Annotated in this window: 18 protein-coding genes; 12 read left to right on the top strand and 6 right to left on the bottom strand. The window is 54.1% G+C overall.

Features of this window, described 5'->3' with window-relative positions; translation table 11 throughout:
- Positions 1–148: 148 nt before the first annotated feature.
- From rfbB to hemA, 7 genes are all read left to right on the top strand, one after another.
- Complete coding sequence (gene rfbB, locus Poly59_RS03800; protein WP_146532697.1) at positions 149–1,738, top strand: dTDP-glucose 4,6-dehydratase; 1,590 nt, start codon at positions 149–151, stop codon at positions 1,736–1,738.
- Between the two features lie 82 nt (positions 1,739–1,820).
- Positions 1,821–2,750 (top strand): glucose-1-phosphate thymidylyltransferase RfbA, encoded by a 930-nt coding sequence (gene rfbA, locus Poly59_RS03795; protein ID WP_146532696.1) that lies wholly within the window; start codon positions 1,821–1,823, stop codon positions 2,748–2,750.
- Between the two features lie 6 nt (positions 2,751–2,756).
- On the top strand, positions 2,757–3,836 hold the full coding sequence (locus Poly59_RS03790) for a Gfo/Idh/MocA family protein (RefSeq protein WP_146532695.1): 1,080 nt from the start codon (positions 2,757–2,759) through the stop codon (positions 3,834–3,836).
- Positions 3,829–4,695, top strand: a complete 867-nt coding sequence (locus Poly59_RS03785; RefSeq protein WP_146532694.1) for a YdcF family protein — start codon at positions 3,829–3,831, stop codon at positions 4,693–4,695. Before Poly59_RS03790 ends, Poly59_RS03785 begins: the two co-directional genes overlap by 8 nt.
- Positions 4,696–4,909: 214 nt before the next feature.
- On the top strand, positions 4,910–7,396 hold the full coding sequence (locus tag Poly59_RS03780; RefSeq protein ID WP_146532693.1) for a ComEC/Rec2 family competence protein: 2,487 nt from the start codon (positions 4,910–4,912) through the stop codon (positions 7,394–7,396).
- Positions 7,397–7,607: 211 nt separating this feature from the next.
- Positions 7,608–8,516: a cytochrome c biogenesis protein CcsA gene (locus tag Poly59_RS03775; RefSeq protein WP_146532692.1), complete on the top strand. Its 909-nt coding sequence runs from the start codon at positions 7,608–7,610 to the stop codon at positions 8,514–8,516.
- The gene (hemA, locus tag Poly59_RS03770; RefSeq protein WP_146532691.1) at positions 8,513–9,793 is read left to right on the top strand and encodes a glutamyl-tRNA reductase; all 1,281 of its coding nucleotides are present in this window, start codon (positions 8,513–8,515) and stop codon (positions 9,791–9,793) included. The genes Poly59_RS03775 and hemA overlap by 4 nt, the downstream gene beginning before the upstream one ends.
- 116 nt (positions 9,794–9,909) lie before the next feature.
- On the opposite strand, the gene scpB is transcribed toward hemA, so the two are convergent.
- Positions 9,910–11,169 carry an SMC-Scp complex subunit ScpB gene (scpB, locus tag Poly59_RS29240; RefSeq protein ID WP_246151360.1) on the bottom strand — a complete coding sequence of 420 codons (1,260 nt, stop codon included), beginning with the start codon at positions 11,167–11,169 and terminating at the stop codon, positions 9,910–9,912.
- 75 nt (positions 11,170–11,244) lie between these two features.
- On the opposite strand from scpB, the gene Poly59_RS03755 reads away from it, so the two are divergent.
- The 4 genes from Poly59_RS03755 (at position 11,245) to dnaN (ending at position 16,170) form a co-directional block, all read left to right on the top strand.
- Positions 11,245–11,997 carry a hypothetical protein gene (locus Poly59_RS03755; protein ID WP_246151359.1) on the top strand — a complete coding sequence of 251 codons (753 nt, stop codon included), beginning with the start codon at positions 11,245–11,247 and terminating at the stop codon, positions 11,995–11,997.
- A complete protein-coding gene (locus Poly59_RS03750) occupies positions 11,994–13,205 on the top strand; it encodes a cysteine desulfurase family protein (RefSeq protein WP_246151358.1) in 1,212 nt (403 codons plus the stop codon). The genes Poly59_RS03755 and Poly59_RS03750 overlap by 4 nt, the downstream gene beginning before the upstream one ends.
- 154 nt (positions 13,206–13,359) lie before the next feature.
- Positions 13,360–14,469 (top strand): helix-turn-helix domain-containing protein, encoded by a 1,110-nt coding sequence (locus tag Poly59_RS03745; RefSeq protein ID WP_246151357.1) that lies wholly within the window; start codon positions 13,360–13,362, stop codon positions 14,467–14,469.
- Positions 14,470–15,051: 582 nt separating this feature from the next.
- Positions 15,052–16,170 (top strand): DNA polymerase III subunit beta, encoded by a 1,119-nt coding sequence (gene dnaN / locus Poly59_RS03740; RefSeq protein ID WP_146532689.1) that lies wholly within the window; start codon positions 15,052–15,054, stop codon positions 16,168–16,170.
- Between the two features lie 26 nt (positions 16,171–16,196).
- Here dnaN and Poly59_RS03735 read toward each other — a convergent pair whose 3' ends face one another.
- Positions 16,197–17,267, bottom strand: coding sequence for a cytochrome P450 (locus Poly59_RS03735; protein ID WP_222436034.1), 1,071 nt, complete (start codon positions 17,265–17,267; stop codon positions 16,197–16,199).
- A 675-nt stretch (positions 17,268–17,942) separates the two neighbouring features.
- On the opposite strand from Poly59_RS03735, the gene Poly59_RS03730 reads away from it, so the two are divergent.
- A complete protein-coding gene (locus Poly59_RS03730) occupies positions 17,943–19,850 on the top strand; it encodes a multiheme c-type cytochrome (RefSeq protein ID WP_186776000.1) in 1,908 nt (635 codons plus the stop codon).
- 280 nt (positions 19,851–20,130) lie between these two features.
- Here Poly59_RS03730 and Poly59_RS03725 read toward each other — a convergent pair whose 3' ends face one another.
- The 4 genes from Poly59_RS03725 to Poly59_RS03715 all read right to left on the bottom strand — a co-directional run bounded on the left by Poly59_RS03725 (position 20,131) and on the right by Poly59_RS03715 (position 24,614).
- Positions 20,131–21,258, bottom strand: coding sequence for a patatin-like phospholipase family protein (locus Poly59_RS03725; RefSeq protein WP_146532686.1), 1,128 nt, complete (start codon positions 21,256–21,258; stop codon positions 20,131–20,133).
- 585 nt (positions 21,259–21,843) lie between these two features.
- Positions 21,844–21,969: a hypothetical protein gene (locus Poly59_RS30380; protein WP_261343481.1), complete on the bottom strand. Its 126-nt coding sequence runs from the start codon at positions 21,967–21,969 to the stop codon at positions 21,844–21,846.
- Between the two features lie 9 nt (positions 21,970–21,978).
- The gene (locus tag Poly59_RS03720; protein WP_146532685.1) at positions 21,979–24,105 is read right to left on the bottom strand and encodes a hypothetical protein; all 2,127 of its coding nucleotides are present in this window, start codon (positions 24,103–24,105) and stop codon (positions 21,979–21,981) included.
- Positions 24,102–24,614 (bottom strand): RNA polymerase sigma factor, encoded by a 513-nt coding sequence (locus tag Poly59_RS03715; protein WP_222436033.1) that lies wholly within the window; start codon positions 24,612–24,614, stop codon positions 24,102–24,104. The genes Poly59_RS03720 and Poly59_RS03715 overlap by 4 nt, the downstream gene beginning before the upstream one ends.
- Positions 24,615–24,621 lie beyond the last annotated feature (7 nt).

The raw sequence follows: 24,621 nt of genomic DNA, 5'->3' as shown, positions 1-24,621 counted from the left end.
CCCGGCTAATGGCGAGCTCGGCTACCTTAGCTTACGTTAAGGAAGCTTGAAGAGTTTTCCGTGTTTTTGGGTTTCAATACGGAACGACACTTGCAAAATGGAGAGAGCTCGCAGCGCGAACAAACTCAATTTTCTTCTGGAAACTCACATGCGGACGATTCTTATCACCGGCGGCGCCGGCTTCATTGGCAGCAACTTAGTTCGGCAGTTGATCCGTACCGAGCAGTACCGAGTCATCAACGTCGACAAGCTCACCTATGCAGGCAACTTGTTCTCGTTGCGTGATCTCGAATCGTCGCCGAACTACACCTTCGTCCAAGGTGATATTGGCGATGGCATGTTGATGCTGGATCTGTTGCATCGTTACGAAGTCGATGGGGTGATGAACTTGGCGGCCGAATCACACGTGGATCGCAGCATCGGTTCGCCCGGCGACTTTGTTCAAACCAATGTGGTCGGTACTTACGAATTGTTAGAAGCGACTCGCGAGTATTGGCAGTCCCTTCCCGAAGACAAGAGCGCGAGCTTTCGCTTCATCCACATTTCGACCGACGAAGTGTTCGGATCGCTGGGCGACGAAGGTGCGTTCACCGAATCGACTCCGTACTCGCCCAACTCGCCTTACTCGGCTTCGAAGGCATCGAGCGATCACTTGGTACGGGCATACCACGAAACTTTCGCGTTGCCTACGATCACCACACATTGCAGCAACAACTATGGCCCTTACCAGTTCCCGGAAAAATTGATCCCGCTGATCATTTCAAAAGCCGCAGACGGCAAGCCGTTGCCAGTGTACGGAACCGGTTTGAACGTTCGCGACTGGTTGCATGTTGAAGATCACTGCACGGCGCTGCGATTGATCTTTGAATCGGGCCGCGTTGGCACGACTTACAACATTGGCGGCGGAACGGAAAAGTCAAACCTAGATGTCGTTCATAGCATTTGCGACACGGTTGATCGACTGACATCGTCGGGCAAGAAGTCAAGTGATCAAATCGAATTCGTTCGCGATCGCCCAGGACATGATTTCCGCTATGCGATCGATTCGTCGAAACTGTCGAAAGAACTGGGCTGGCACCCGTCGGTCAGCTTCGCCGAAGGCATCGAAGCGACCGTAAAATGGTACTTGTCGAACCAAGACTGGATCGAAAGCACTCGCAAACACGGATACGAAGGCCAACGTCTAGGTATCGACAGGAACGATGGCGACGACGCAGCCGTCATCACTTCGTCAGACATGACCGACGCGGCCCCCAACCAAAACGAAGATTGTACCTTCGAAGGCGTCGTCTTCAACAAGCTTGGCAAGTACGAAGACAGCCGCGGTTGGTTGATCGAACTGTTCCGTAACGACGAAGTCCCCGCTGGGAACGAACCAGTCATGGCTTACATGAGTCAAACGCTGCCGGGCGTTTCACGAGGACCACACGAACACGTCGATCAATCGGACTTGTTTGGATTCTTTGGACCTGGTGACTTCCGTTTGTACTTGTGGGATTCGCGGAAGGACTCGCCGACGTTCGGTCAGCGATTCACTCGCATCGTCGGAGCTACCAATCCGCAGTCGGTGATTGTTCCGCCCGGCGTTGTTCACGCTTACAAAAACATCAGCTTGCACCCAGGCATCGTCTTCAACGCTCCGAACCGCCTGTATGCCGGACACGGCAAGCAAGAACCGGTCGACGAAATTCGTCATGAAGAAGCCGATGGTAGCGAATACCAACTGATCGACGCCTAGTTACCTTTTGCAACCCTCTCGCTCATTCCGAGAAGGGTAACGAACCTTAAGATATCACATCCTAGAAACGACTATTCTCTTCATGACTTCGACTAAACCTGCGTGCACCAAGGGAATCATTCTAGCCGGCGGATCCGGGACTCGAATGGCTCCGATGACGCTCGGATGCAACAAGCAGCTTCTTCCGATCTACGACAAGCCGCTGGTTTACTATCCTTTGTCGACGTTGATGTTGGCGGGTGTGAATGATGTGCTATTGATTTCGTCGCCAGGCGAAATCAATAAGTTCGAGCAATTGTTTGGCGATGGCTCGCAATTTGGTATCTCGATCCAATACAAGGTTCAACAAGAACCTAACGGACTGGCCCAGGCATTCGTATTGGGGAAAGAGTTCATCGGCAAAGACAGCGTCGCGCTGATTTTAGGCGACAATGTGTTTTACGGACACGGTTTGTCCAAGACGCTGCAAGCGGTCGCGCAATCCGATTCAGGCGGCACCGTGTTCGCCTATGAAGTCAGCGATCCCGAGCGTTACGGTGTGATCGAAATGGATGCCGATGGGCGTCCAACGGCGATTGTTGAGAAGCCGAAACAGCCGAAGTCAAAGTATGCGGTTCCTGGCATCTACTTTTTTGACAATCGCGTCGTCGCGTTTGCCGAAGCTGTGAAGCCGTCGCCGCGTGGTGAATATGAAATCACCGACGTGATCCAGCAATACATGGACGACGGTTCGCTGAGCGTTCAAAAGTTCGGTCGAGGCATCGCGTGGTTGGACACAGGTACGCCTATGGCGTTACTGCAAGCGTCTAACTTCATAGCCGCAATCGAACAACGACAAGGGCTGCGAATCTGTTGCCCAGAAGAAATTGCCGCTCGCATGGGCTTCATCACTCCCGAACAACTTGCTGAACTCGCTGACCCGATGAAGAGCGACTACGGGAAGTATCTGCAAGGTGTCGCCAAGCAATTGATCGAAGACCCGGCTCGCGTCGATGCCGTCGAAGTGGCTTGATCCGAAGTGTCGTCATCCAAGAATTATCGCTGGGGCGTTTTGGGAACGGGCTATGCTGCTCGTGAATTCACGTCTGGGTTGCAATCGCTTGAAAACGCGACCGTCACGGCCGTCGGTTCGGAATCATCCGAGCGTGCGAGCAACTTCGCAAAGTCTCATTCGATCGAAACGAGCTTTGGAACTTATGACGAAGTGATCCACAGCGACAGCGTCGACATTGTTTATGTCGGTACAGTTGCGCCACTGCATCGCAAGTTGTGCTTGCAAGCGATCGAAGCTGGTAAGCCAGTATTGTGCGAAAAACCGTTTGCCATGAGCGCTGCCGAGGCGTCCGAGATCGCGGCATTGGCAAAGGCCAAAAGCGTTTTTTGCATGGAGGCGATGTGGTCACGATTCATTCCATTGATGGTCGATATTCGCAGCCGTATTCGAAGCGGCGAAATTGGCGAAATCGTCTCCGTCGCTGCTGATTTCGGACTGCGTCAAACACCGCTGTCCAACCCGCGGTTGTTTCATCCTGAACAGGGCGGGGCTCTGCGAGATTTGGGGGTTTACCCGATTTCGCTAGCCGTTGAATACTTAGGGATGCCCGATGATGTTCGGATTACCTGCGCGTTCGGACAAGGTGGAGCGGACGTTCGAGCGGGTGGATCATTGCACTATCAAACAGGGGCAATTGCGACCGTGATGGCCGACATTTCAGCCGCAACGCCAACGGTGGCAACGATCATTGGAACCGAGGGATTCATTGAAATCCAATCGCCAATGTATCGGCCTACTCGGGCCAAAATCACTCATACCTCGATCCCCGGACCGGCGACTCAATCATCGAAATCACGATCCGGCGTGAGTGCTCGAGTGCATCATGTTGCATCCGCCGTCAAGCGACAACTTCTTAAGTCGGGAAAATCACTAGCGGCTGGCTACCGAGGCAACGGGTACCAATATCAAGCCCGCGAAGTGATGGAGTGTTTGGATCGTGGATTGACGGAAAGTTCCACGATGCCATTGAGTCAGTCGATTGAGATTTTAAAAGTGATCGACCTAGGGCTGCTCTCGAAAAACAAAACGCCGACCGATGAATAACGTTCAGGAACCTCCGCCCGCGTTTCGAGCTCTCGTTCGCGCAGCCCTCATCACCTTCATGATTACCGGTGGAATGGTCGGTTTGACCTACTTTGTCGAAGGGAAGACGCTGGCTACGCGAGCGGCAACTTCGATGGCGATGCCGGTCGGCTTGGCTTGGATCGGTTCGATGCTGTTCACGTTCTGGTTCACACTTCGGAAGCAATGGTCCGCAGGCCTTGCCTTTGGATTGATTTTCGCTTTGATCTACGTGACCGGCAACACGTATGCATCGTCGAAGTTCATGACCAGCGTGGAATGGCCGGAACAAACGATTCCCGATACGCTCGCCCAGCCTTATCGCTGCGCTGTTGTACTGGGCGGTGGTGTGATGATCAGCCCAACTGGCACAGCCGAATTGGGCATGGATGGCGAACGCGTCTTTTCAGCAGCCCAGTTGTTCCACGCTGACAAGATCAGCTCGATCATTTGTACCGGTGCTACGCCAGATGGACTGTTCAATCCTTGTGACGTTGGACGCGACTTGTTGTTATCAGCCGGTATTCCGGACGAGGCGATCTTTCGTATCCTTGGCGAAAACACAACCCAAGAGATGCAGGCGATGCGTGATTTTTTGGACAACCCACCCGAGACGTTTCCTGCCGACGGTGAAGTTATCTTGATCACAAGCGCCTTTCACATGCGACGTGCGATGCGTCTTGCCGATAAACAAGATCTGGATTTCGTGCCGTATCCTTGTGCATTTCGAACGACGGTCTATGACGCGTTCACGCCAAGCCGATGGGTGCCGACTGCCGAATCAATGGGGACTTTTGCGTCTGCGTTGAAAGAGCGTTTAGCGGGTCTGATTGGCCGATAAGGATCATGCGAGAAAAATGCACCTAACTTCACGCAGGCATCACTTGATCAACATTGGCATGATTCGATGCAGTAAAGTTTAGGTCGGCGAAAGCGTCAATCATTCTGCGTCGGGGCTTTGATCGAAGGAGTGTCCGTTGTTGGCTGCGGATCATTCGACCTGCGAAGTAAGTTCAGGGCAATCACGTTTGCGAACGTTGACTCAAACGCAACCGATGTTGTTCTTGGCATCCGCGTCGATCGTGGGCATCTTGGCAGATGCAGTGTTAAGGGAACTAACCCCATCAAAATCATCCAGTCTGTCGATCTGGATCGGATGGATCACGATTTGCACATTCTGGATTGTGTTTTTCGGCGATCGCAGCAAGAACGTTTCGGGGATAGCGACGGTTCTTGTTATGCTAGGAATTGGCGGATTGGACCACGCCATCCAGTCACGGTGGTACGAGCGGGCGACCGTTGTTTCGTTGATTGATGATGATCCCGTCCCTGCGATTGTCGAAGGAGTGATTGATCGATCACCGGTGCTTCGTCCCCACCCGATGATCAGCCGACGCAGACGTGAAAACCAGTCGCCTTGGGAAACTCGTTTGGAAGTCTCACTGCGACAGATTCGTGATGGGCGAGACTTTGTTCCGATTGATGGGCGCGTCCTGATCAGTGTTGATGGGCGCTGTGATGATTGGATGCCAGGCGATCACGTACGAGTCTTTGGTAGTCTTCGTGGTGTAGGAATTGCAACTAATCCTGGTGAAGAAAGCATGGCGAGTTTCTATCGTCGGCAAGGTCTTCATGGCCGAATGGACGTGGACCGCGCCGAGCAGATTGAAATGATCGGCAAGCTTGAACCGGGATATGGTTTTTCGCGAATGATGGCGACCATTGCTGCGAAGAGTCGTGATGGGCTGCTGGAACATTTGGGTAATACGACAGGCCCTCTGGCCGTCGCGATTGTGATCGGACAACGTGATTTCGTAGACAGCGCGACTCGCGACCAATTGTTGGTCACTGGCACGGCGCACTTGTTGTCGGTCAGCGGAATGCACTTGGCGATCGTCGTGATGATGACCACTTGGATCGCGATGCTGTTGCGGTTGCCAATGACCACCAAAGTCATCTTGGTTCTAGGTGTTTGCGTCTTCTATTGCGGAATCACAGGATCACGTCCGCCGGTGTTGCGAGCCGCCGTTTTAGTGTCAACGTTGATGTTCGCGATTTGGATGCGGCGGCCAGGGCAAGCCATCAATACGTTGTCCCTGGCCGCACTAATTCTTGTGATCTGGAATCCGGAAAACGTTTTTAGTGTTGGTGTCCATTTATCGTTCATGGCAGTCACGACGTTGGTGCTATCAAGTGGTCGAGGTCGCACGGGTTCACCAGTGGTCGACGACGCGATTCGCCGCGAGGAACAATTAACGGAACTGGCCGAATCATCACAGTCGATGCCGATCAAGCGGTTGCGAATGGGATTTGGAATCGTGCGTCAATTGCTGTGGTTTAGTCTTTGCGTTTCGATGATCAGTCTGCCCTTGATCTGGCACCAATTTAATGTTGTGTCGTGGATTAGCATTCCAACAAATGTTGTGTTGGGACCGTTCTTGTTTGCATCCTTGGCAACGGGAATCGTGACGGCAGCATGTGTGATGATCAATTCGCCGTTTACAATTGTTCCTGCGATGGCGTGCCATGGATTTTTGTCAGCGATGCGATGGATCATCGAACTGGCCGCCGTGGTTCCGACGGGGCATGCCTGGTTACCAGCGCCACCGACTTGGTGGGTGGTCGCGTTCTATGTCGTGATCGTGGCATCGCTAGGTTTTACAAACAGCGATCGCGTGCGGCGAATGCGATACGGTTGGGTAGCATTGTGGATTGCGATTGCGTTTACCTTGGCAACTCGAACAGCGCCGATAAAGGCAGACGCAATCGAAGCCACTTTTGTCGATGTCGGTCATGGGACCAGCGTGATCGCTCGCTTTGGCAGTGGTGACGTTTGGCTTTACGATTGTGGTCGGCTCGGCAACGACATGGGTAGCAGTCGGTACATCGATCAAGCAATTTGGTCGCTTGGCATCACTCAATTGGATGGTGTTTTTCTTTCTCATGCTGACTCGGATCATTTCAACGCTTTGCCGGGGCTCGTGAATCGTTTTCGTATCGATCAGGTATGCACGCCGCCGGGCATGTTGGCTGAGCCGGAATCTGCGCTCGATCCGGTTCGAGACGCGATTGCCCAACACAAAATTCCGATTCGCGAATTGTCACGCGGCAATGAAATTCGTTGTGGTAGGTCAACGATCACGGTCCTGCATCCGCTCGCACGGCGGTTGGAAGGCAGCGACAACGCGAACTCGTTGGTGCTGATGCTGGACAACGGCGGAAAACCGTTACTGTTGCCTGGCGACTTGGAACCGCCCGGCACCGGTGTGCTGGTGAACCTTCCCAGGCCTGATCCCGGGGGATTGTTGATGGCGCCGCACCATGGCAGTCTGGCAATGGACGCCGCAGTCGTATTGCAGTGGTTCCGACCGGCTGAGGCGATTGTTAGCGGTGGACAGCGCGCCGAGCGACCAGCCGTGGCGGCGATGCTGGGGACCTATGGCAGCCGCGTTCATGTGACGGCTCGTGACGGAGCGGTCCGAGTCAGGATGGATTCGAACGGTGAAACCGAGGTCCGATCTTGGTTAAGTGACCCTTGGTGAAATCTGTCGCGGTGAGATAGGCGGCGGCGAAATAGGCGGCGGCCGAAGAAAGGGTCGGGGGAGGCCCAGTGACAGACGGCGTTTCGTCGCTTTTGCGTAAAATGCCGCCGCATGCAAAGCTGCTTGGGGGCTGCGGCGCAGACATTTTTTCCCCAGCAGGTAGGATTGAGTCTTTCCCGCTCTTCTTTCTCGGACACACGCCCGCGAACTCATGTTGGCAATCCTCCGCGAGATCACGATTCCCTGTTTCTTCACCAGCTATCTGATAGTCCTGGTGTTGGAATTGCTGCGCCTGCTTGGCCGCATCCCTGGTCGCGGTTTGGCCGTGATTGTGATGATGACGGTGGGGTTATTCACGCACGTCTGCTACGTATTGCTGCGGGCTACATCGATCGAAGGTGTCGAAGCCAGCATGCTGGCGACATGGTTGGATTGGTCGTTGCTGTTAGCCCTTGCGCTAGCAATATCGTTCTTTGTGTTCTACTTGATGCGGCCCGATACGATCGTCAGCTTCTTCTTTTTGCCGGCGGTTTTAGCATTGATCGCGTTTGCGGTTTCCGTTCGTGATTTGCCTCCGTTTACTCGCACCGAAGCGGTTGAGGTGTGGCGAAACGTTCACGCAGTATCCATGGCCGGCGGTTCGGCAGCGGTATTGGTAGGTTTTTTGGCCGGCGTGATGTACTTGGTCCAGTCTTGGCGTCTGAAACGTCACCGTGCCGGTTCGGCTTTACGGCTGCCAACGCTCGAGACCCTAGGCCGAATGAACCGGCGTTGCTTGGTGATCAGCACGGTCGCCGTCGGACTGGGATTGCTGTCCGGGGTGGTCATGAATCTGAATCGCTGGGGTTACGTTAGTTGGACTGACCGCGGCGTGATGCTGAGTTTGCTGTTGTTGGTTTGGTTGTTGGGTGCGTCGGCAGTTGAGTTCTTTTATGCACCAGCTAGCCGCGGCCGGAAGGCTGTTTACTTAACGCTGGCGAGTCTTGGTTTTTTGGTTTTAGCGCTCGTCGGCGTACTGACCACGCCACATGGCCAAGCCGAAAAAGGTGCAGCCGCTGAACCCGGTGCGACGATTGAATCCACAACCGCGACAACTGTAATCGAGGAGACGACTCCTTGAACCTGCAGATGATCGGTTGTAGCCACCATGATGCGGCTGTCGAGTTTCGCGAGAAGATCGCCTTCACCAGTGACCAGGTCGGTGCCGCGCTGGCTGATTTTCACGATCGTTTTCCATCGTGTGAGTTGGTGCTAATCAGCACCTGCAACCGCATCGAACTTTATACGACATCAGGTGATAACCAAGCACTCGACCGGGATGCGGTTGCCGGATTTCTAGCTGATCAGCGATCTTTGACAACCGACGAAGTCATTGACCAAATGATTTACCGCGCTGGTGTCGAAGCGGTTGAGCACCTATTTACCGTCGCAGCCAGTTTGGACAGCATGGTGGTCGGGGAAGCACAGATCTTGGCTCAAGTAAAACAGGCCTATGATTTGGCTTGCACATCGGGTTCCGCCGGTCCGTTGACGCATAACGTATTTCAGGCCGCCAATCGCGCTGCCAAGCGTGTCCAGCAAGAAACTTCGATCCATCGTCGCCGGGTCAGTGTTCCGAGTGTGGCCGTCGGTGAAGTGATCCCCGAGGTCTTTGATTCGCTTAGCAAGAAACGTGTTGTTATTTGCGGTGCTGGCGAAATGGGTGAAGAAACCTTGCGGTATCTGATCCAGGCAGGTGCCAAGGATATTCATCTGCTGAACCGTTCGTTTGAACGAGCGGTCGCGCTTGCCGAGACCTTTGATGTAACGCCAGTGCCATGGACAGAACTGTTAGATGAAGTTGTGGCAGCCGATGTATTGATTGGCGCGACAGCGGCGACGGAGCCGATCATCGATCAAGCGACGTTTTTGCCACTGCACGCGAAACGAAAAAACCGCGTGCTGCTGATTTTGGACCTTGCCGTACCACGCGATTTCGAAGCTTCGATTGGCGATCTATCAAGCGTCTATTTGTACGGTATCGATGACTTAAAAGCTGCCTGTGAACGCAACCGGCGCGAACGTCAAAAAGAATGGCCGAAAGCAAAACAGGTCATTGCCGAAGAAACCGAACGTTTCATCAGCGCGATTCATCATCGCGGGGCCGGACCGGTGATTCAGCGGTTGCGAACGCAGGCAACCGATCTAAAACAAGATGAGTTGATGCGTTTGAAGAACAAACTCGGACTAGGCGAATCCGATGCAGCCACGGTCAAGGAAATTGAAAAGTCGTTTGATCGACTGATCAACAAACTGCTTCACCCACCTTTGACGTCGATCAAAGACGATGCCGCGGAAGGCCATCGACGTGGCTTGGTCGAGGCGGTTCGCCACCTGTTTAATCTCGGCGACGAATAGCGAGAGCTAGGACGCTACCTGGGCTATTTCGCTTTCCCCTTGTGGCAAGACGATTCGATGAATCCATTGATCAAAAACAAGTCCTGACCAATGGTTGCGATGGACGCATCGACGACTCAGTCCCAGTTGTCGTCATCGTCTTCATCGACATCATCTACGTCGTCGTCTTCGCTCCAGTCTTCGTCATCATCTGATTCGTCTGACTCTTCTTCTTCGTCGTCGTCATCCGAGTCATCGTCGTCGTCTTCTTCGTCCTCATCTTCCTCGTCATCATCGTCGTCGACTTCTTCCCAGTCGCCGTCGAGTTCGTCGTCGTCGTCGTCGTCGTCGTCGTCGTCGTCCTCATCATCATCGTCGTCCCAGTCATCATCATCGTCGTCGGTGTCATCGTCGTCGTCCCAATCATCATCGTCTTCTTCATCTTCGATAATGGCTTGGGGCGCCGAATCAGTGACCCCGTCCGCGGCAGTGCGGATCGACTCCAATGAATCACCCTCCACCGAAACGATCGTTTCGATGGCAGTTGGGTCTAGGACGGTTGAGAAAATCTCGGATTGACCGAAAACATCTGAGCTTAGAACTGGCGCGACAGAGGTACTCACGACAGACTCCTTCGTGGGTGTCGACAAATCATCAAGGGGTAAATCTGGAGGGGAATCTTCTTGCAACATCTGCCAATCAATGGGTGGCAGGGTGTCGATCGTTGATAACCCGAAAACTTGTAAAAATCGTTTGGTGGTACCGTAAAGATACGGTCTGCCCAGTTCTTCGCTACGACCAGTGATACGTATTAAATCTCGTTCCATCAACTGCCGCAGCAACTCTCCGCACGCAACGCCGCGAATTGCCTCCGCTCCCGCTCGCGAAACCGGTTGTCGGTAGGCGACGACAGCAAGAGTTTCCATCATCGGCGTGGACAGCCTTACTGCTGGAGGCAAATGTCCCAACCGAGCCAACCAAGGTGCCAGCATCGGGTGCGTCAACATCCGAAAACCACCAGCGACATGTTCGACTCGAATCGCCCGTCCTTGAGTGTCATAAACACGATTGAGCTGGCGGACAAGTGTACGAGCCTCGGTAGCGTCCGCCAAGTGAGCCAATTGGGCAACTTTTCGGGGGCTTACAGGCGCTTTTGAAATCAATAAAACCGCTTCTAACCGCATTCGCCGGACACGGGGTTCTTCGTCATCGGCTGCTGAATCGCTGGACACTTTGTCGACGTTTTCAGCCGAGCTGGATGGGAATGACGTTACTGAGTACGGGCGCGGCAATTTCGTCGCACCCTTTGCCCCGTCACAAAGACCGCGTGAAGACGCAGAAAACCCACCACTCCAAACGGCGACGCGATCAGCGGCGGGGGACCAAAGACGTTGCATGGCTTAAACTAGAATGACTTGTCCAATACTGACTTCACTTACTTCGTTCGCGCAACATCTCGCAAGCAGCCGTTCATGTCCACCTCGGTTTCTCATCCGAAATCCTTGACTGCGGTCAAGGCGAACCAACCGCCCGGCAATGGCGGGTCGGCTGCTAGCCGCCGCAAGGACAACAAAACGGCACGAATTTGGGTATCAATTGCCGCTGGTTTGATGTTGGCAATCGTCGGTTTTTTAATCATCCGTACTCAAGGGTTTGTTAGCGGAAGTGAGTTTTCGCCAACGCACTTTCAAAAACGAGACTTCCGTTTTTACGAAATCCCACTCGTTCACCTGCAAATCACGCCAATCTCTCGTTCCAGTTCGACCACCAAAGCGGCGACCTACTTACGGCAAAAAAACTTGATCCCCGTGATGACTGGGCCCCCCGATGTGTGGCACTTAGTCCAAATATCCCGCGGATTGACGGGTGCGACTCCCTTGGACGCACAATTGTTGACCGATCAACTCGAATTATCTGTTGGTGTTGACGCGTACTGGGAAAAATGGAGTACCGACCATCCGAAAATGGCCAAAGTCCTGTGGCCGGTAGTTCAGCGGTTGGCTGAACGCGAGCTGTACGTTTTGATTCCTCGTTTGATGGAAATCGCCCAGCGTCTGTCGGCGACGAACCAATCACCCGCCGATCTACAAGCCGCCATCGATCAGTATCTGCCCGAACAATACGCCAGCCTGATCATCGACCTTCGCGAGGCCGGCCGCAACGAACTGGCCGACCGGGTCCGTCAAGAAGCGACCGCTGACTATCCCAACGCCCCAAATCTGTGATCGCTTCGATGATCTACTTGGACAACAACGCCACCACGGCGGTCGATCCGCGCGTCGCCGATGTGATGGCTCGCGAGTGGTCGTCCGGCCCTAGCAATCCGTCGTCGCTGCACGCGCTCGGTCGTCGCGGGCGAGCAAAAATCGAAAACGCCATGGAGATCATCGGGCGTGCCATCGGTACGCGGTTGGACCAACCCGGCGGACCGCGATTGATCATGACCAGCGGCGGAACAGAGGCCAACAATTTGGCTCTGAGCGGTATTGGACTGGCGGCTAGCGCCGGCGATCCGGCACCCGGTCCGATCGTCATCAGCCGCATCGAACACTCAAGCGTGCTGGCCGCGGCCCAAGCGAGCCAGCGCCGGCACCAGGCTTTCCCCGGAAACGGTCGCCCGATTCGCTGGCTCGACGTTAACCAGGACGGTGAAGTTCGCGTCGACCAACTGGCGGATCTGATTTCCGGCGTGTCCGACGGCAGCGGCAAAACCGCGTCACTCGTTTCGATCATGTCAGCCAACAACGAGACCGGTGTGATTCAACCGATCGATCGGATTGCATCGATCTGTCGCGCCGCAGGTGTACCGTTGCACGTCGACGCGACCCAATCGATTGGCAAGGTTCCTTTTGATGTCGAAGCCCTTGGATTGTCGGCGGTCACGTTCACCGCTCACAAATTTCACGGTCCTGCCGGAATCGGCGCGCTGTGGATCGCTGGCGACATAAACGTGCAACCGATGTTATTCGGCGGCGAACAACAACTGGAAACTCGCCCCGGAACCGAGCCCGTCGTGCTCTTCGTCGGGATGGCCGAAGCGTTGAAGTTAGCCTTCGACGAATGCGACTCATCAACCGGCCACATGCGAAAACTGCGCGACCACCTCGAAAGCCAGCTCTGTAAATCATTCCCCGAGATCGTGATTCAGGGTCAAACCAAACCGCGATTGCCGGGAACATCGTGCCTTTCATTGGTCGGAAGTGATCGACAAACGATGCTGATGAGTCTGGATATGGCCGGCGTTGCTTGCAGCAGTGGATCAGCCTGCAGCAGTGGCAGCAGCCCGCCCAGCCATGTGTTGACCGCGATGAGCCGGCCCGAACCGGAAATTCGCTCGGCTTTGCGGTTCGGAGTGTCCAAGTTTTCCACTAACGAAGAAATATCCTCATCGATCGAACGTATATCGTTATCTCACAAACGTTTACGACAATGATTGATTGTGGATAACTACGGTTTTTCCACTCGCTTTTTCGGATGAATCGCTTACAATGCCCGCGTCGTCTCGGTAAACGCCCCAGTCTACCAGGGCCTCCTAAGACCTTTCTGCTACACAATCTTTCCGTTCCTTTTCGTTCACCGGCTTTGCTTTGAACGCGTTGGTCGAAGAAACGATCGCTGTCACGTCCTTCCCGCTCGAACGGCCCGCCGTTCGTGCCCGGCGTCGCGATACGCGCATCACTTCCGGTTCACTGCCGTATTTCATTGCCGGCGAAGAAAACCGCCTGGTAACGTTCGTTTCGACCAGCGAAACCTCGGTCTTTGAATTCGGCAACCCAATCTTGCTGATCGGTCCCAGCGGTGCCGGAAAAACAGCGATCGCAATGCACTTGGCAGCTCGTCAGGCGGTTGATCAATCGATCGACGGGGAACCTGTTAAAGTGATTCACTTCCCAGCAATCGACTTTGCCAGGCAATACGCAGAAGCGGTCGCGGCAGACGACTTGCCACCGCTAAGAACCGAGATCAACGAAGCTCCGATTCTGGTCATCGATGATTTGCATCTGATCGCTGACAAATCCGCGGCTCAGGACGAATTGGCCATGCGAATCGAGACACGAACAGCGATGGGACTAGCGACGATTCTGACATGTCGTCGCTTGCCCTCGGAAGTCCGTGGGTTGCGACCGTTGTTGGTCAGCCGCGTGTTGCCCGGATTGACGATCCCAATCGAACTGCCAACCGGTGCCTCGCGACTACAGTTGCTGCGCGAATTGGCTTTGCACTTTGGTTTAGAGATCGAGTCTGGCCTGCTGGAAGTGCTTCACGACGGACTGAGCGATAATTTGCCTGCCCGTTCGCTCGAAGCGGCTCTGAAACAGGTCTCGCTGTGGTGTCGAATGCACGAGAGCGATCCGACGATGGAAGCCATTCAGTCGGCGATCGATCGACTCGGAAATGTCAAAGAAGTCTCGCTGTCGTCGATCACCAACGCGGTCGCTCGCTATTTTAAAATGAAAGCGTCTGAACTGCGCAGCAGCTCGCGAAAACAGAATCTCGTCCGTGCCCGTTCGTTGGCGATGCTATTGGCTCGTCAGATGACGGGGAAGAGCATGCATCAAATCGGCGACCATTTCGGCGGTCGCGATCACACCACGGTCCTGCACGCGATTCGCAAGACACAGTCGCTGCTAGAGAACGATTCGGACCTCCGCCGGGCGGCCGATGAAGTCACCGAAAAGCTTTGCGTCGCGGTCTAATCGCGAACGTCACCATGTTGGTACTAATGCATGCGTCGACGCTCGCTCCTGCGCGAACTCGTCGCCAACTCACGTACGGACCTTTTCGCCGGTACGTTGAGACGCTCCCATCCAGACAAATTGAATGCCAACTCGACTACGGTTCAGACCGCTCGCTACCCGATTTTCAGCTGCGAAAACAGTGTTTCTGAGTCTTTTTTTCGGTGGATAACTTGTTCAAACCCTGTTCGAACTCTGTTGACCTTCGATCGGCATTTGTGTTGGACTTCCAGTCGCTGTGTTGGGGGATGTTGAGTTTCACGTCGTCTTACAACAACAGCCCAACAAATCCCTGACAGGTTACCCACCAAGTCGCCAAGTCGGTAACTAACGTCTGAATATTGACTTACGACAGCCAGCAGTGGGTTCCCGACAGTTTTGGCCGACGTATTACGATGACGACGTTAATTATAAATAACTTTATCTTTAGACAGACCCATCAAGAACCAAACCAGCAAGCCGAGCGGCCTAATGCGTTCGATGGCAGGACGGGGTACAACATGGCACCGTCATCAACAGTCCAACGAAGATTCTTGATAAGCCATGAAGATCACCTGCCAACGTGAATCCCTGACCAACGCTTTCTCGCTTGCTGCTAGCATCGCGCCGACTCGGTCACCGAAAGAAATCCTCCAGAACGTCAAAGTCACGGCCGCTGGTGGCAAGCTGACTCTGACGGCCACGGACATGGAAGTCGGTATTCGTTTGGAGCTCGAAGACGGCGTCGAGATCGAAGTCGAGGGCACCGCTCTGTTGCCCGTCCAGCGAACGATGGCCATCCTTCGTGAGAGCAATGACGAAACGATCTCGATGGAAACCGATGACTCGGGGATTCGCGTTCGAGGCAGTCGCAGCAAGTATCGCTTGCCAGGCAACGACCCAGACGAGTTTCCGGCTGTCGCAGGTTTCGACGAAGAAAAGTATCACGTTCTGCCGACGCGTCTGTTTCGCGAAATGGTCAAACGAACCGTCTTCGCCACCGACCCCGAAAGCAGCCGCTACGCATTGGGCGGTGTCTTGTTGGAACTGGAAGAATCAACCGTCACCGCCGTGGGTACCGATGGTCGCCGACTGGCACGCATGGAAGGCGTCGGCGAATCGATCGGTGGTCACCAAACGACCGGATCCAGCACGATCGTTCCAACGCGAGCGATTCAGTTGATGGAACGAGCCTTGTCCGACAAGGACGAGACCGTCGATGTCGCGGCTCGCAGTAACGACCTGTTGCTGCGAACCAGCCGTGCGGTGATTTACTCTCGCTTGGTCGAAGGACGATATCCGAATTGGCGACAAGTATTGCCCAAGCGAGAAAACGCGATCCAGTTGGATATGACTGTGGGACCACTGTTCGCCGCACTTCGCCAAGCGGCAATTGTGACCGATCACGAAAGTCGCGGGATCGATTTCACGTTTGCCGACGGTACCTTGAAACTTGAAGCCAGTACGGCTGAAATTGGTGAGTCACAGATTGAACTGCCGATCGCTTACGACGGTGAACCGATCACTTTGACAATGGACCACCGTTATCTGGCCGACTTTTGCAAAGTGTTGGACAATGAATCGAACTTCATCATGGAGATCGAATCGGGGGCCGCACCGGCTCTGCTGACAACCGACGATGGCTACGGCTACGTTATTATGCCAATGGCTCGCGACCGATAAGAGCAGGCGCCGGTTGAACATTCTATCTACGTTTCGCTGGCGGTTGGATGAAAGACTGTAACCAGTCTTTCAAACCCATTCTTTCGCGTGAATTTTGCTTCGACATCTCGGGCGGGGATGGCGCTCTGAATTTCGATGGTATCGACTTGGTCGCAAAGCGTCTCTAAAAACGATCGGATCAACAAGCGAGAGTGAGCCGCACCTTGGCAGAGGTGATGACGAAAGCCGAACGAAACGTGTGGGTTAGGGCGACGATCAAGCTTGATGGTTTCGGGAGCGTCGAAGACCGTTTCGTCGTGGTTCGCCGATATCCAACACAGTCCCACTCGCTGACCGGGTTCGACTCGCAACCCATGCACCTCGACACCGCGGGGACACACACGACCGATTTGTGTCAGTGGCATTGCGATGCGAAAGAACTCCTCGCTCGCCAAGGTGATGCGGCTACGATCCGCTCGCAGAAATTCCAGCGAATCTGGGTGTTTGCCCAAGTAGTCAATGATGCAGGTCAGAGTGTGGATGATGGTGTCGCGGCCGCCGGCGAAAGCCAAGTTGGCGAAACCGAGACACTCGTCACGGGTCAACGGCCGGCCTTCGACGGTGCCATGAGCCAGTGCACTGAAAAAGTCGTTGCCAGGAAGCTCCATCGCTAAATCAAACCGCTCATTCAAATACTGTTCCAAGACATTGCCGGATTTGAAGTCACCGTCCGTCGATCTGAAAACATGGATGCCCCATCCGATCCATACCTCGGCCTCGGATTCAGGAACATTTAAGAGCTGTGTCAGAGCGCGCGATTGCAGCGGCAACGCGAGATCGGCGTTGGCCTCGAAAGGTTCACCGTTCGCCAGATCCGCCACAATTCGCTGAATGATTTCACGTACCGCTGCAATGACTTCGGGGTGTTTGGGGCGGGCGAAGAATGGATCGGTTAGAGCACGAAAGACGGCGTGCCGTGGCGGATCGAGCTCGATGGGTAATTGGCGAATCGTTCGCACCGATTCTTCCGAGGGGATCGGCACACGAAATGGTGCGTCGGAGCTGTAGGTTTGCCAATCAGCGGCAGCAGATCGAACATCGCTGTGCCGCAAAATCATCGTGATCTCCTCCCCCCGAAATGGGCAACGCATGACTCCGTCTTTTTGACGAGCTTCTCGAAAAGGATCAGCACTATCGGACGATTCCAGATTCATGAGGTGTCCAATGCGAATGGGATGGATAGATGAGGAGAAGTTCCGAGCGTCTAAGACTGTATCGCAAATTGAACGGTGACATTCGTCGGTTTACCGAATCTAATATTAGCCACAACTCCCACGCCGATCTCGGTGAGTCGCTTGCAACCGACGAAAATTACGAAGGGCAGATTCTTCCCTCCAAGAGATTAACATTTGATCATTAAAAAGGGCGATTTTTGGTATTGTTTTCGTACGTCGTTGTGCAAGCGGTATTTGCTCCGCTAAGTTCAAAACGGCGCCGGAAGAGCAAGACTAATCGGCTCGAAATCATCGACGGTTGCAAACTGTCATGCGGTCCGCGTTGGTAGCAAACAGCAAAGAGTAGGTGGCTACTAGTTCCGGAAGTGCAAGATCTGCCTGTGCTCGTTTGTCAACTTCGACGGTACGATGTCTATGCTAAGATCTGTGAATCCGCGCAACGAGGCACATGAACTTATGCATTGGCAATCACTACCGAACGATCGAGTGCGGCCCGATCAATTTTGCTTTGTCATGACCAATTTGGCGCGTCATTTACGACTGTCAGCCACTTGCTCAGTGTTACTGATCTTTCTCGCTGGCTGCTCGCCTGGCCAAACCGAATCGAAGAGCTCGCTTTCGCCACCGTCGTCTGAGCAGGCAGTTCGTCCTGAATCCAACACCAGTGAGTTGGTCGCGGTCAAAACTGAGACCGAACCTGCTTGGGTGGGTTCGTTGGCCTGCAGGGAATGCCATTCACAGCGTCACGAAAGTTATCTGGATTCGCACCACAGTCGTTCGCTTACGAAGATTGATCCGAAAGCCGAACAATTAAACGTCACCATTGATCATCCTAAGAGCCACCGCAGATACGAAGTGGCCCAGCGGGGTGACTCGGTTTGGCATGTCGAAAAGTTGCTGGAATCAGACCAAGAGACTTCGGCGATGCCACCGCTCGTTTTGTCAGAATTTCCGATTCAGTACGTAATGGGCAGCGCTAAATTTGCCAAAAGCTACCTAGTCGCTGACGGAGATTTTTTGTTGCAGGCGCCACTGACTTGGTATGCAAAGGCTGATGCCTACGCTATGTCACCGGGGTATGACACACCAATGCACGGCAGTTTTTCACGCTCGTTGACAGACCAGTGTTTGTTTTGCCATGCCGGCAATGTGGAACGTAAGCCGGACAACAATCCACATCACTTCACCATCCACGAGATGTCAATTGGCTGTGAGCGATGTCACGGGGCTGGCAGTCAACACGTGGATTACCACCGGTCGGTCGCTGGCAAGAACGAAGCGTCCTCGCCTGTCCCGCCCGTTGCAAAATTGATTCAGCCAGCCAAGCTTTCACGACTCGAAGCGGAGTCGCTCTGTGCACAGTGCCACCGTCAAGGATTAGCACCCATCAGTGCGCCCGGGAAACAAGACTGGGATTTTCACCCAGGCCAGGACTTTGCGAAAGTGAAGTTCAACTACGACTTGATCACGACAGATCCGCCCGAAACAGGCTTCGTCGGTCACTTTGCACAACTCGGTCAAAGCAAGTGCTATCAGCAATCGGAGATGACTTGCATCACATGCCATTCGCCGCACCAACACGCCAGCGGCGAAGCCCTGCATCAACTCCGTCGCAAGCAATGTAATTCCTGTCACCAAAATGAAGTGGACTCTTGCGGATTAGAACTGGAAGTTCGGATGGATCAAGCGAAGAACCGCTGCGTGACTTGCCATATGCCGGTCCGAGACAGCAAGGTTCCTCACACTTCGACGAATGATCATCGAATTGCGGTTCACCAACCACAAACCCAAGAACCAAGCCTGTTGACATCTCCGATTGTTCTCCCGCTTCAAGAGCCACCGGAATCGATGAATACGGCTGTAGCGGAACGAATGGATGCTCTTGGTTTGTTCTTGCTGTATCGAATGAATACAGGCAATCCGCATATGAACGAACTTGCTCGCAATGCAAATCAGGCACTCGCGGATATAGCTAACTCGGGTCACGGTGACGCAGAGGTTTTTGGTGCCTTGGCAATGTTGACTTATTTGCAACTGCAGTCTTCGCCAAGCTCATCAGCATCCGTGAATCAACAGCGCGAATACGCCGTGCGATGTGCTCAAGAAGCTATTCGGTTGAGTCTAGATCCGAATGGGAACCCAAAGCCAACGGAGGCTTTCGGCGATGCGATGGAGATCGCCGGTACCTTCTTTTCCAAAGCGGGTCAGCATCGAAGCGCAGCCGAAGTATTCAGTGAACTGACTGCAATTCGTCGGCGTAAGGACGATTGGGCGACTCTGGGTTTAAGCCTTAGCAGGCTCGGGGCGAACGAGCAAGCGGCACTCGCACTGCGCCACGCAATTCACATCTTCGCGGCCGATCCCTATTTATATGAAACCCTGGCGATCATTCTGCAGAAATCCGATCCAGAAGAAGCAAACCGCTGCAGCGCAATCGCCAAGCGTTTACGAGCAACTCTGGATTGATGGTTCGTAGTTGCGCCACCGAATTTTATACCAGCACCTAGCCAACAAAAAAACGGCTCTGTGTACCGACCCGAAAAGGGACAGGCAATGAGTCGATTTCGTGGATCGCGTCAGACCAAGAAAGCAGTGACGAAGCATCGGTACGTACACGCTATGCGCGCCGCGAAACTTAGTAAGATTTGGGATCGGTAATTTCGCGGGCGGGGCGTGAGACTTGATCAGCCGCGTGCATTGGTTACCAGGACCGCATAGCCATCTTTGGCTTCGGAGGGGCCGCCTCTTAAGCGACCTTGAATTGGACGTGTTTTCTTGGCACGTTGTTGAGGACCTGTTCGCAGTGCCGGATCATCGTCGCGTCGGCTACTTCGAAACCGTGGCGAAACAGCAGGCTGAATTCCTCATGCGTCAATCGCCGAAGCGTTGTTTCGATGGCCGAGGCTTGCCCGACCTCTTGGTCCGTCAGCGCTGGTTGCCCGCCGATCTTGCTGCGAGCGTAAACGCTCTTGGTTTTCAGTCCCAATCGCAAGTACGCACCGCTACCGGGATTCTGTTTGAAGAATTCGATCAGCATCCGCGCCCGCAGACTGCGGACCTGGTCAGTGGCGACATCGACCAATCGCATCGATGCTTTCAGGTAACCTGGGCGCCACCGCGAGGCGCGCGTTTCGGCGGCAAGAGGACGCGATGCGTCACAGACAATCAGAAAGTCCGTTCCCTCGCGCAGGCCATCGCCCGGTTTAAACAGTGCCTCGACGCCTAGGTTGTCGTACACACCGCCGTCCCAAAGATGTAGTCGGCGATACTTGGGCTCGATCGAGTGCCAGTCGTCATCACGAAATTCGCTCCATTGGTGTCGGCGAGACTTCACGATCAGCGGACCAATCAACCCCGGCACGGCGGCCGATGCAGCCAGGGCATGCGAGAGACGAAAATCAGGATTGGTGATGTACTTGGTTTGATAGTCGCCCATCAAGTCGCGTTGGAATCGCCAGTTTTTGCCGGTCTGGTAGCACGTCGCATTGACGATCCATTCGGGTGCGATCGGCAAGTCCGCTAGCTTGCCAGTGATTCCCCATTGTCGTTCCAGTTCATCGCCAAGCACTGCGGCCCGGCCTTGCGCGATTCGCCACGGAAACATCAGCGACTTGATCACATAGGATCGCTGAACGTCACGGCTTGTTAAGAGCGAGTGAATTTGCGGAACCACATCATGCAGGTATTGCCGGCTGCTGGGCCAGCAAAACCCAGCGCGGGCAAAGACCAGCCCAGCTGCCAGGCTGCCACCGGAGACACTGGACAGGATTTTGACCTTGGGCAGCAGGTCTTCGCGTGCCAGTCGAGCCAGCACGCCCAAGTGGAAAACGGTCGCGCGAACACCGCCGCCGGAGAATGCGAGTGCGATTTTCATGAAACACAACTGGGAAACTGGCGGTTGTCAGAGCTTGAGTAGTACGTCGGGTGCGCTGGGTTACGGGCAGATACGCTACCGGCCAGGGTAACCTTGTTTGAACAGTCGAATCCACGTCAAAAATTGAGAGCTGGGTCAGAAGTCAGTGGCAAAATACTAGCCAGGAACTCCAACCGCTACCGAATCCATTCTTGGCGACAATCAAAGGATTTACCCACGTCCGGATCTTCGACACAAAGAAAGGCCAGGTGGATACGCCGCTCAGCGCCGCGAACGATTTGAACTTTGGTCGCATCAAGGTTCTTGCCACGGGCAAGTCTGGGAATGAAACGACTTTTCGCACCGCTTGGCTGTGCTGGCTCCCTAGACGCTAACGCTGCCAATGGTCAAAGAAAAATGACGATAGCCTGATCCTCTCTGACTATTGACTCCGCTCCAATCAGGGACTAGCCCAGAACAACTATACGTTTCGAGCTGAACAGCGCGAGACGTCCGGTATGTCCGAAACCAGAGCACTGCCGCCCTTTGCCCATATCGGTCTGTCTCTCTCTGAGAGTCTCACCTAATTGAATGCCACCCTTGTGGTCACAAGTCTTCCGATGTGTTGAAAACCGTCAAAGGAAAATTCAAGGCGACGGAAACCAGAAACCCAAGACTTGGCGATGACTTGTTTTGCATTTCATCGCCAAGTCGAACATTGGACATAGCCATTGGCCGCCGCTATCGAGTCTGTGACACACCTTCTACAGGTGATCGCACGTCGACACCAGGAAGCAATTCTCGCAGTTGGTCGATGGGGAGCGTCCATTTGCCGTGGTAGCCAACGTACAAGGTCCTCAGACGTGACAAATCTTTCAGACTCTCCAGTCCTGCGTTAGTCACCGTAGTCTTCGGATTCGTTGCATAGACCGGTGCGAGCACCAGAGTTTCCAAATTTTTCAATACGCTCAGCTCGCCAATCGACGCATCATTGAGATGCTCGAATGAACCGAGGTAAAGCGTGTGTAGTCTGGGTAGTTCTTGCATGTGTTTCAAACCTCCGACGAAGTTTGATTGACTTAAATCAAGCAATTCCAGAGACTTCAATGATGAGAGCCTGGTGAGGTCATCCCCAATCATTCGTCGAGATGAAGAATCGAAAACGTAAACACCGCTCAGTGAAAGCCGTTGCAGGCTGGTGAGACTGCCAATCGTGTCCAGATCGTTTTGCGTCAGATAAAGGTGCATCAAGTTGAGTCCTTTCAAATGAGTGAATTCCTTCAAGAACGCGAAACGCGAGGAGCTTCCGTCGCGGTCCGGCTTCCAGCTCGAGTCCACCTCCTGCATGACGATTTCTTCACCCGGCACAAACGTTACTTGAGACTCACGGAATTCACGCATCCTTCCCAAATCCAGGTATTCAACCTCGGCTTGCCGACCACGCTCGCGAATCGCTTGCAGCTTCGCGAAATCATCGATGGCGTTGGCGGGCAACTCGAATCGAGGCGTAGAGACTCGCACCGCATTGCGAGACGATTCCGGTCGCACAACCGCGTCTGGCTGCGCGGGCAGTTCAGCTCGAGTGACCTGCTTGGTTTTCAGATCCGCGTAAACGATCGTGTACTGATCGTCTGCTTCGGGCGAGTACCAAAACAGCGGGCGATTCGATTGGTTCAATTCTGCACCACCGAAATAGTTCCAGTCATTCTCTGGTTTCATCGAAAATTGAAATGCGATCGCCCGCCCGATAGCGGCACCAAATTCCTGAGCCGATTCTAGTGCCGCAGCCTTTTCTGATTCGGTTCCGTTATGCACCTGATTTTCGAGCGAAGCGGCAAACTTGCTTAGGATTTCCATCTGCGTGCCGGTTGAATCACCAATCGACAACCAAAGCGGGAACTTTGATTCGTTCGCTTGGGCGCACAGTCGCAACATCTCGATGACGTCGTCGAGCTTCGCCGGCGAAAGATCTTGAGGATCTTCGCTAACGACCAGCGACTCGAAACCGTTGGGCAGGGTGGTGGAAAACTGATCCTCGCTGACATCGACGTTCATTTGAATATCGGACATGATTCGCCACATTGGCACGGGTTCGCCATCGTTCATGTGTGCCGGGATTTCAAACCGGACGGCAACAATCACCGGCGCGAGTGTTTCTACGTCGAACCATGCTCGGACGACTTCGCCACCGAGGGTTGATTCGTACCCTTCCAATGTGACGCCGTCTCGCATCTGCGTACCGAGCGATTTGACACTCTCGTCGCCGATTCTGTCGACACGAAAATGGTGCAGCAACGCTTCGATCAACCTCGCTGGAGACGTTGCATCCAAAACTAAAGCTGAAGGGCCTTCCATGACGATTGCCTGTTTCGTGTCTTCCTGCAATAGAACGATGCGGTTCTGTTTTCGATCAATGATCTGAACCGTCCGCAAACGATCGTTTTCGATGCGATGCTGCGACGGAGCGAGATAGACGACCCTCTGGTAGCCTTCCATACTGACCATTTCATTGAGTGTTCCCGTAGATGAGAACTGAACTTGGCAAACCATCGATGTAAGTGACTCCAGACGTTTGACTGCCTGTGCGTAGACGTTGGAATTCTCGAACGGAATCCCGATCAAAGCGAAACCGCTAACGATCGCTGCCAAGACGGACGCTGCGACCGCAAATCGTAAGACGACCGGGTACCGCCGCGAATCGACAGGATGGCTTGTCGTTGTCGATCGAACCGTTGCCGCACTATAGGCCCGTTGCTTCACGCGTTCGATCGCGTCGGCAGGAACAGGATCACTCAGCACTGCCCACACAGCCGTTTCAAGCTGCCCATCCAGTTCTGGATGGTTTTGGTTATCGGAGTTTGGATTCATGAATGATCTCCTTGAACGACAGCCAATTGGCTGGAGAGTTTATTGCGAGCCTTGTAGAGCGTTGTGGATACCGTTTCTGGCGAAACATCCAGAGCCGTTGCGATCTCGTTTCGGGAAAGCTGTTCAAAGTACGCGAGGCTGAAGACTGCGGCCTGTTGATCCGGCAGACTTCGTATTGCCGCGCGAAGCCACGTCGCGAGTTCGGTCGCGATGAGTTGTTGGTCCGGTTGCTGTGCCGATGAAACAACATCAACACTCGGCAACGGTTCCGGCCGTCCACGGTCGCGGCGGAGTCGATCAATCGAGCGAACGGTGGCCAAGCGAACCATCAAGCCTGTCCAAGTGCGCACCGGTCCAGATTGGTGAACGGCCATTGCCTCGGTGAAGACCTCTTGGCTGACATCCTCGGCATCGTGAACCGATCCCAGGATGCGGTACGCGATGCGAAAGACGCGATCCGCATGTTTTTCAATGACTCTTCCCCAGTCAGGGACATCAGGATCAGACACATTGGGT

Source organism: Rubripirellula reticaptiva, assembly GCF_007860175.1.
Taxonomy (GTDB): Bacteria; Planctomycetota; Planctomycetia; order Pirellulales; family Pirellulaceae; genus Rubripirellula; species Rubripirellula reticaptiva.
Note: the sequence above shows the minus strand (reverse complement) of the source record. Positions and strands in the feature narration are given on the sequence as shown.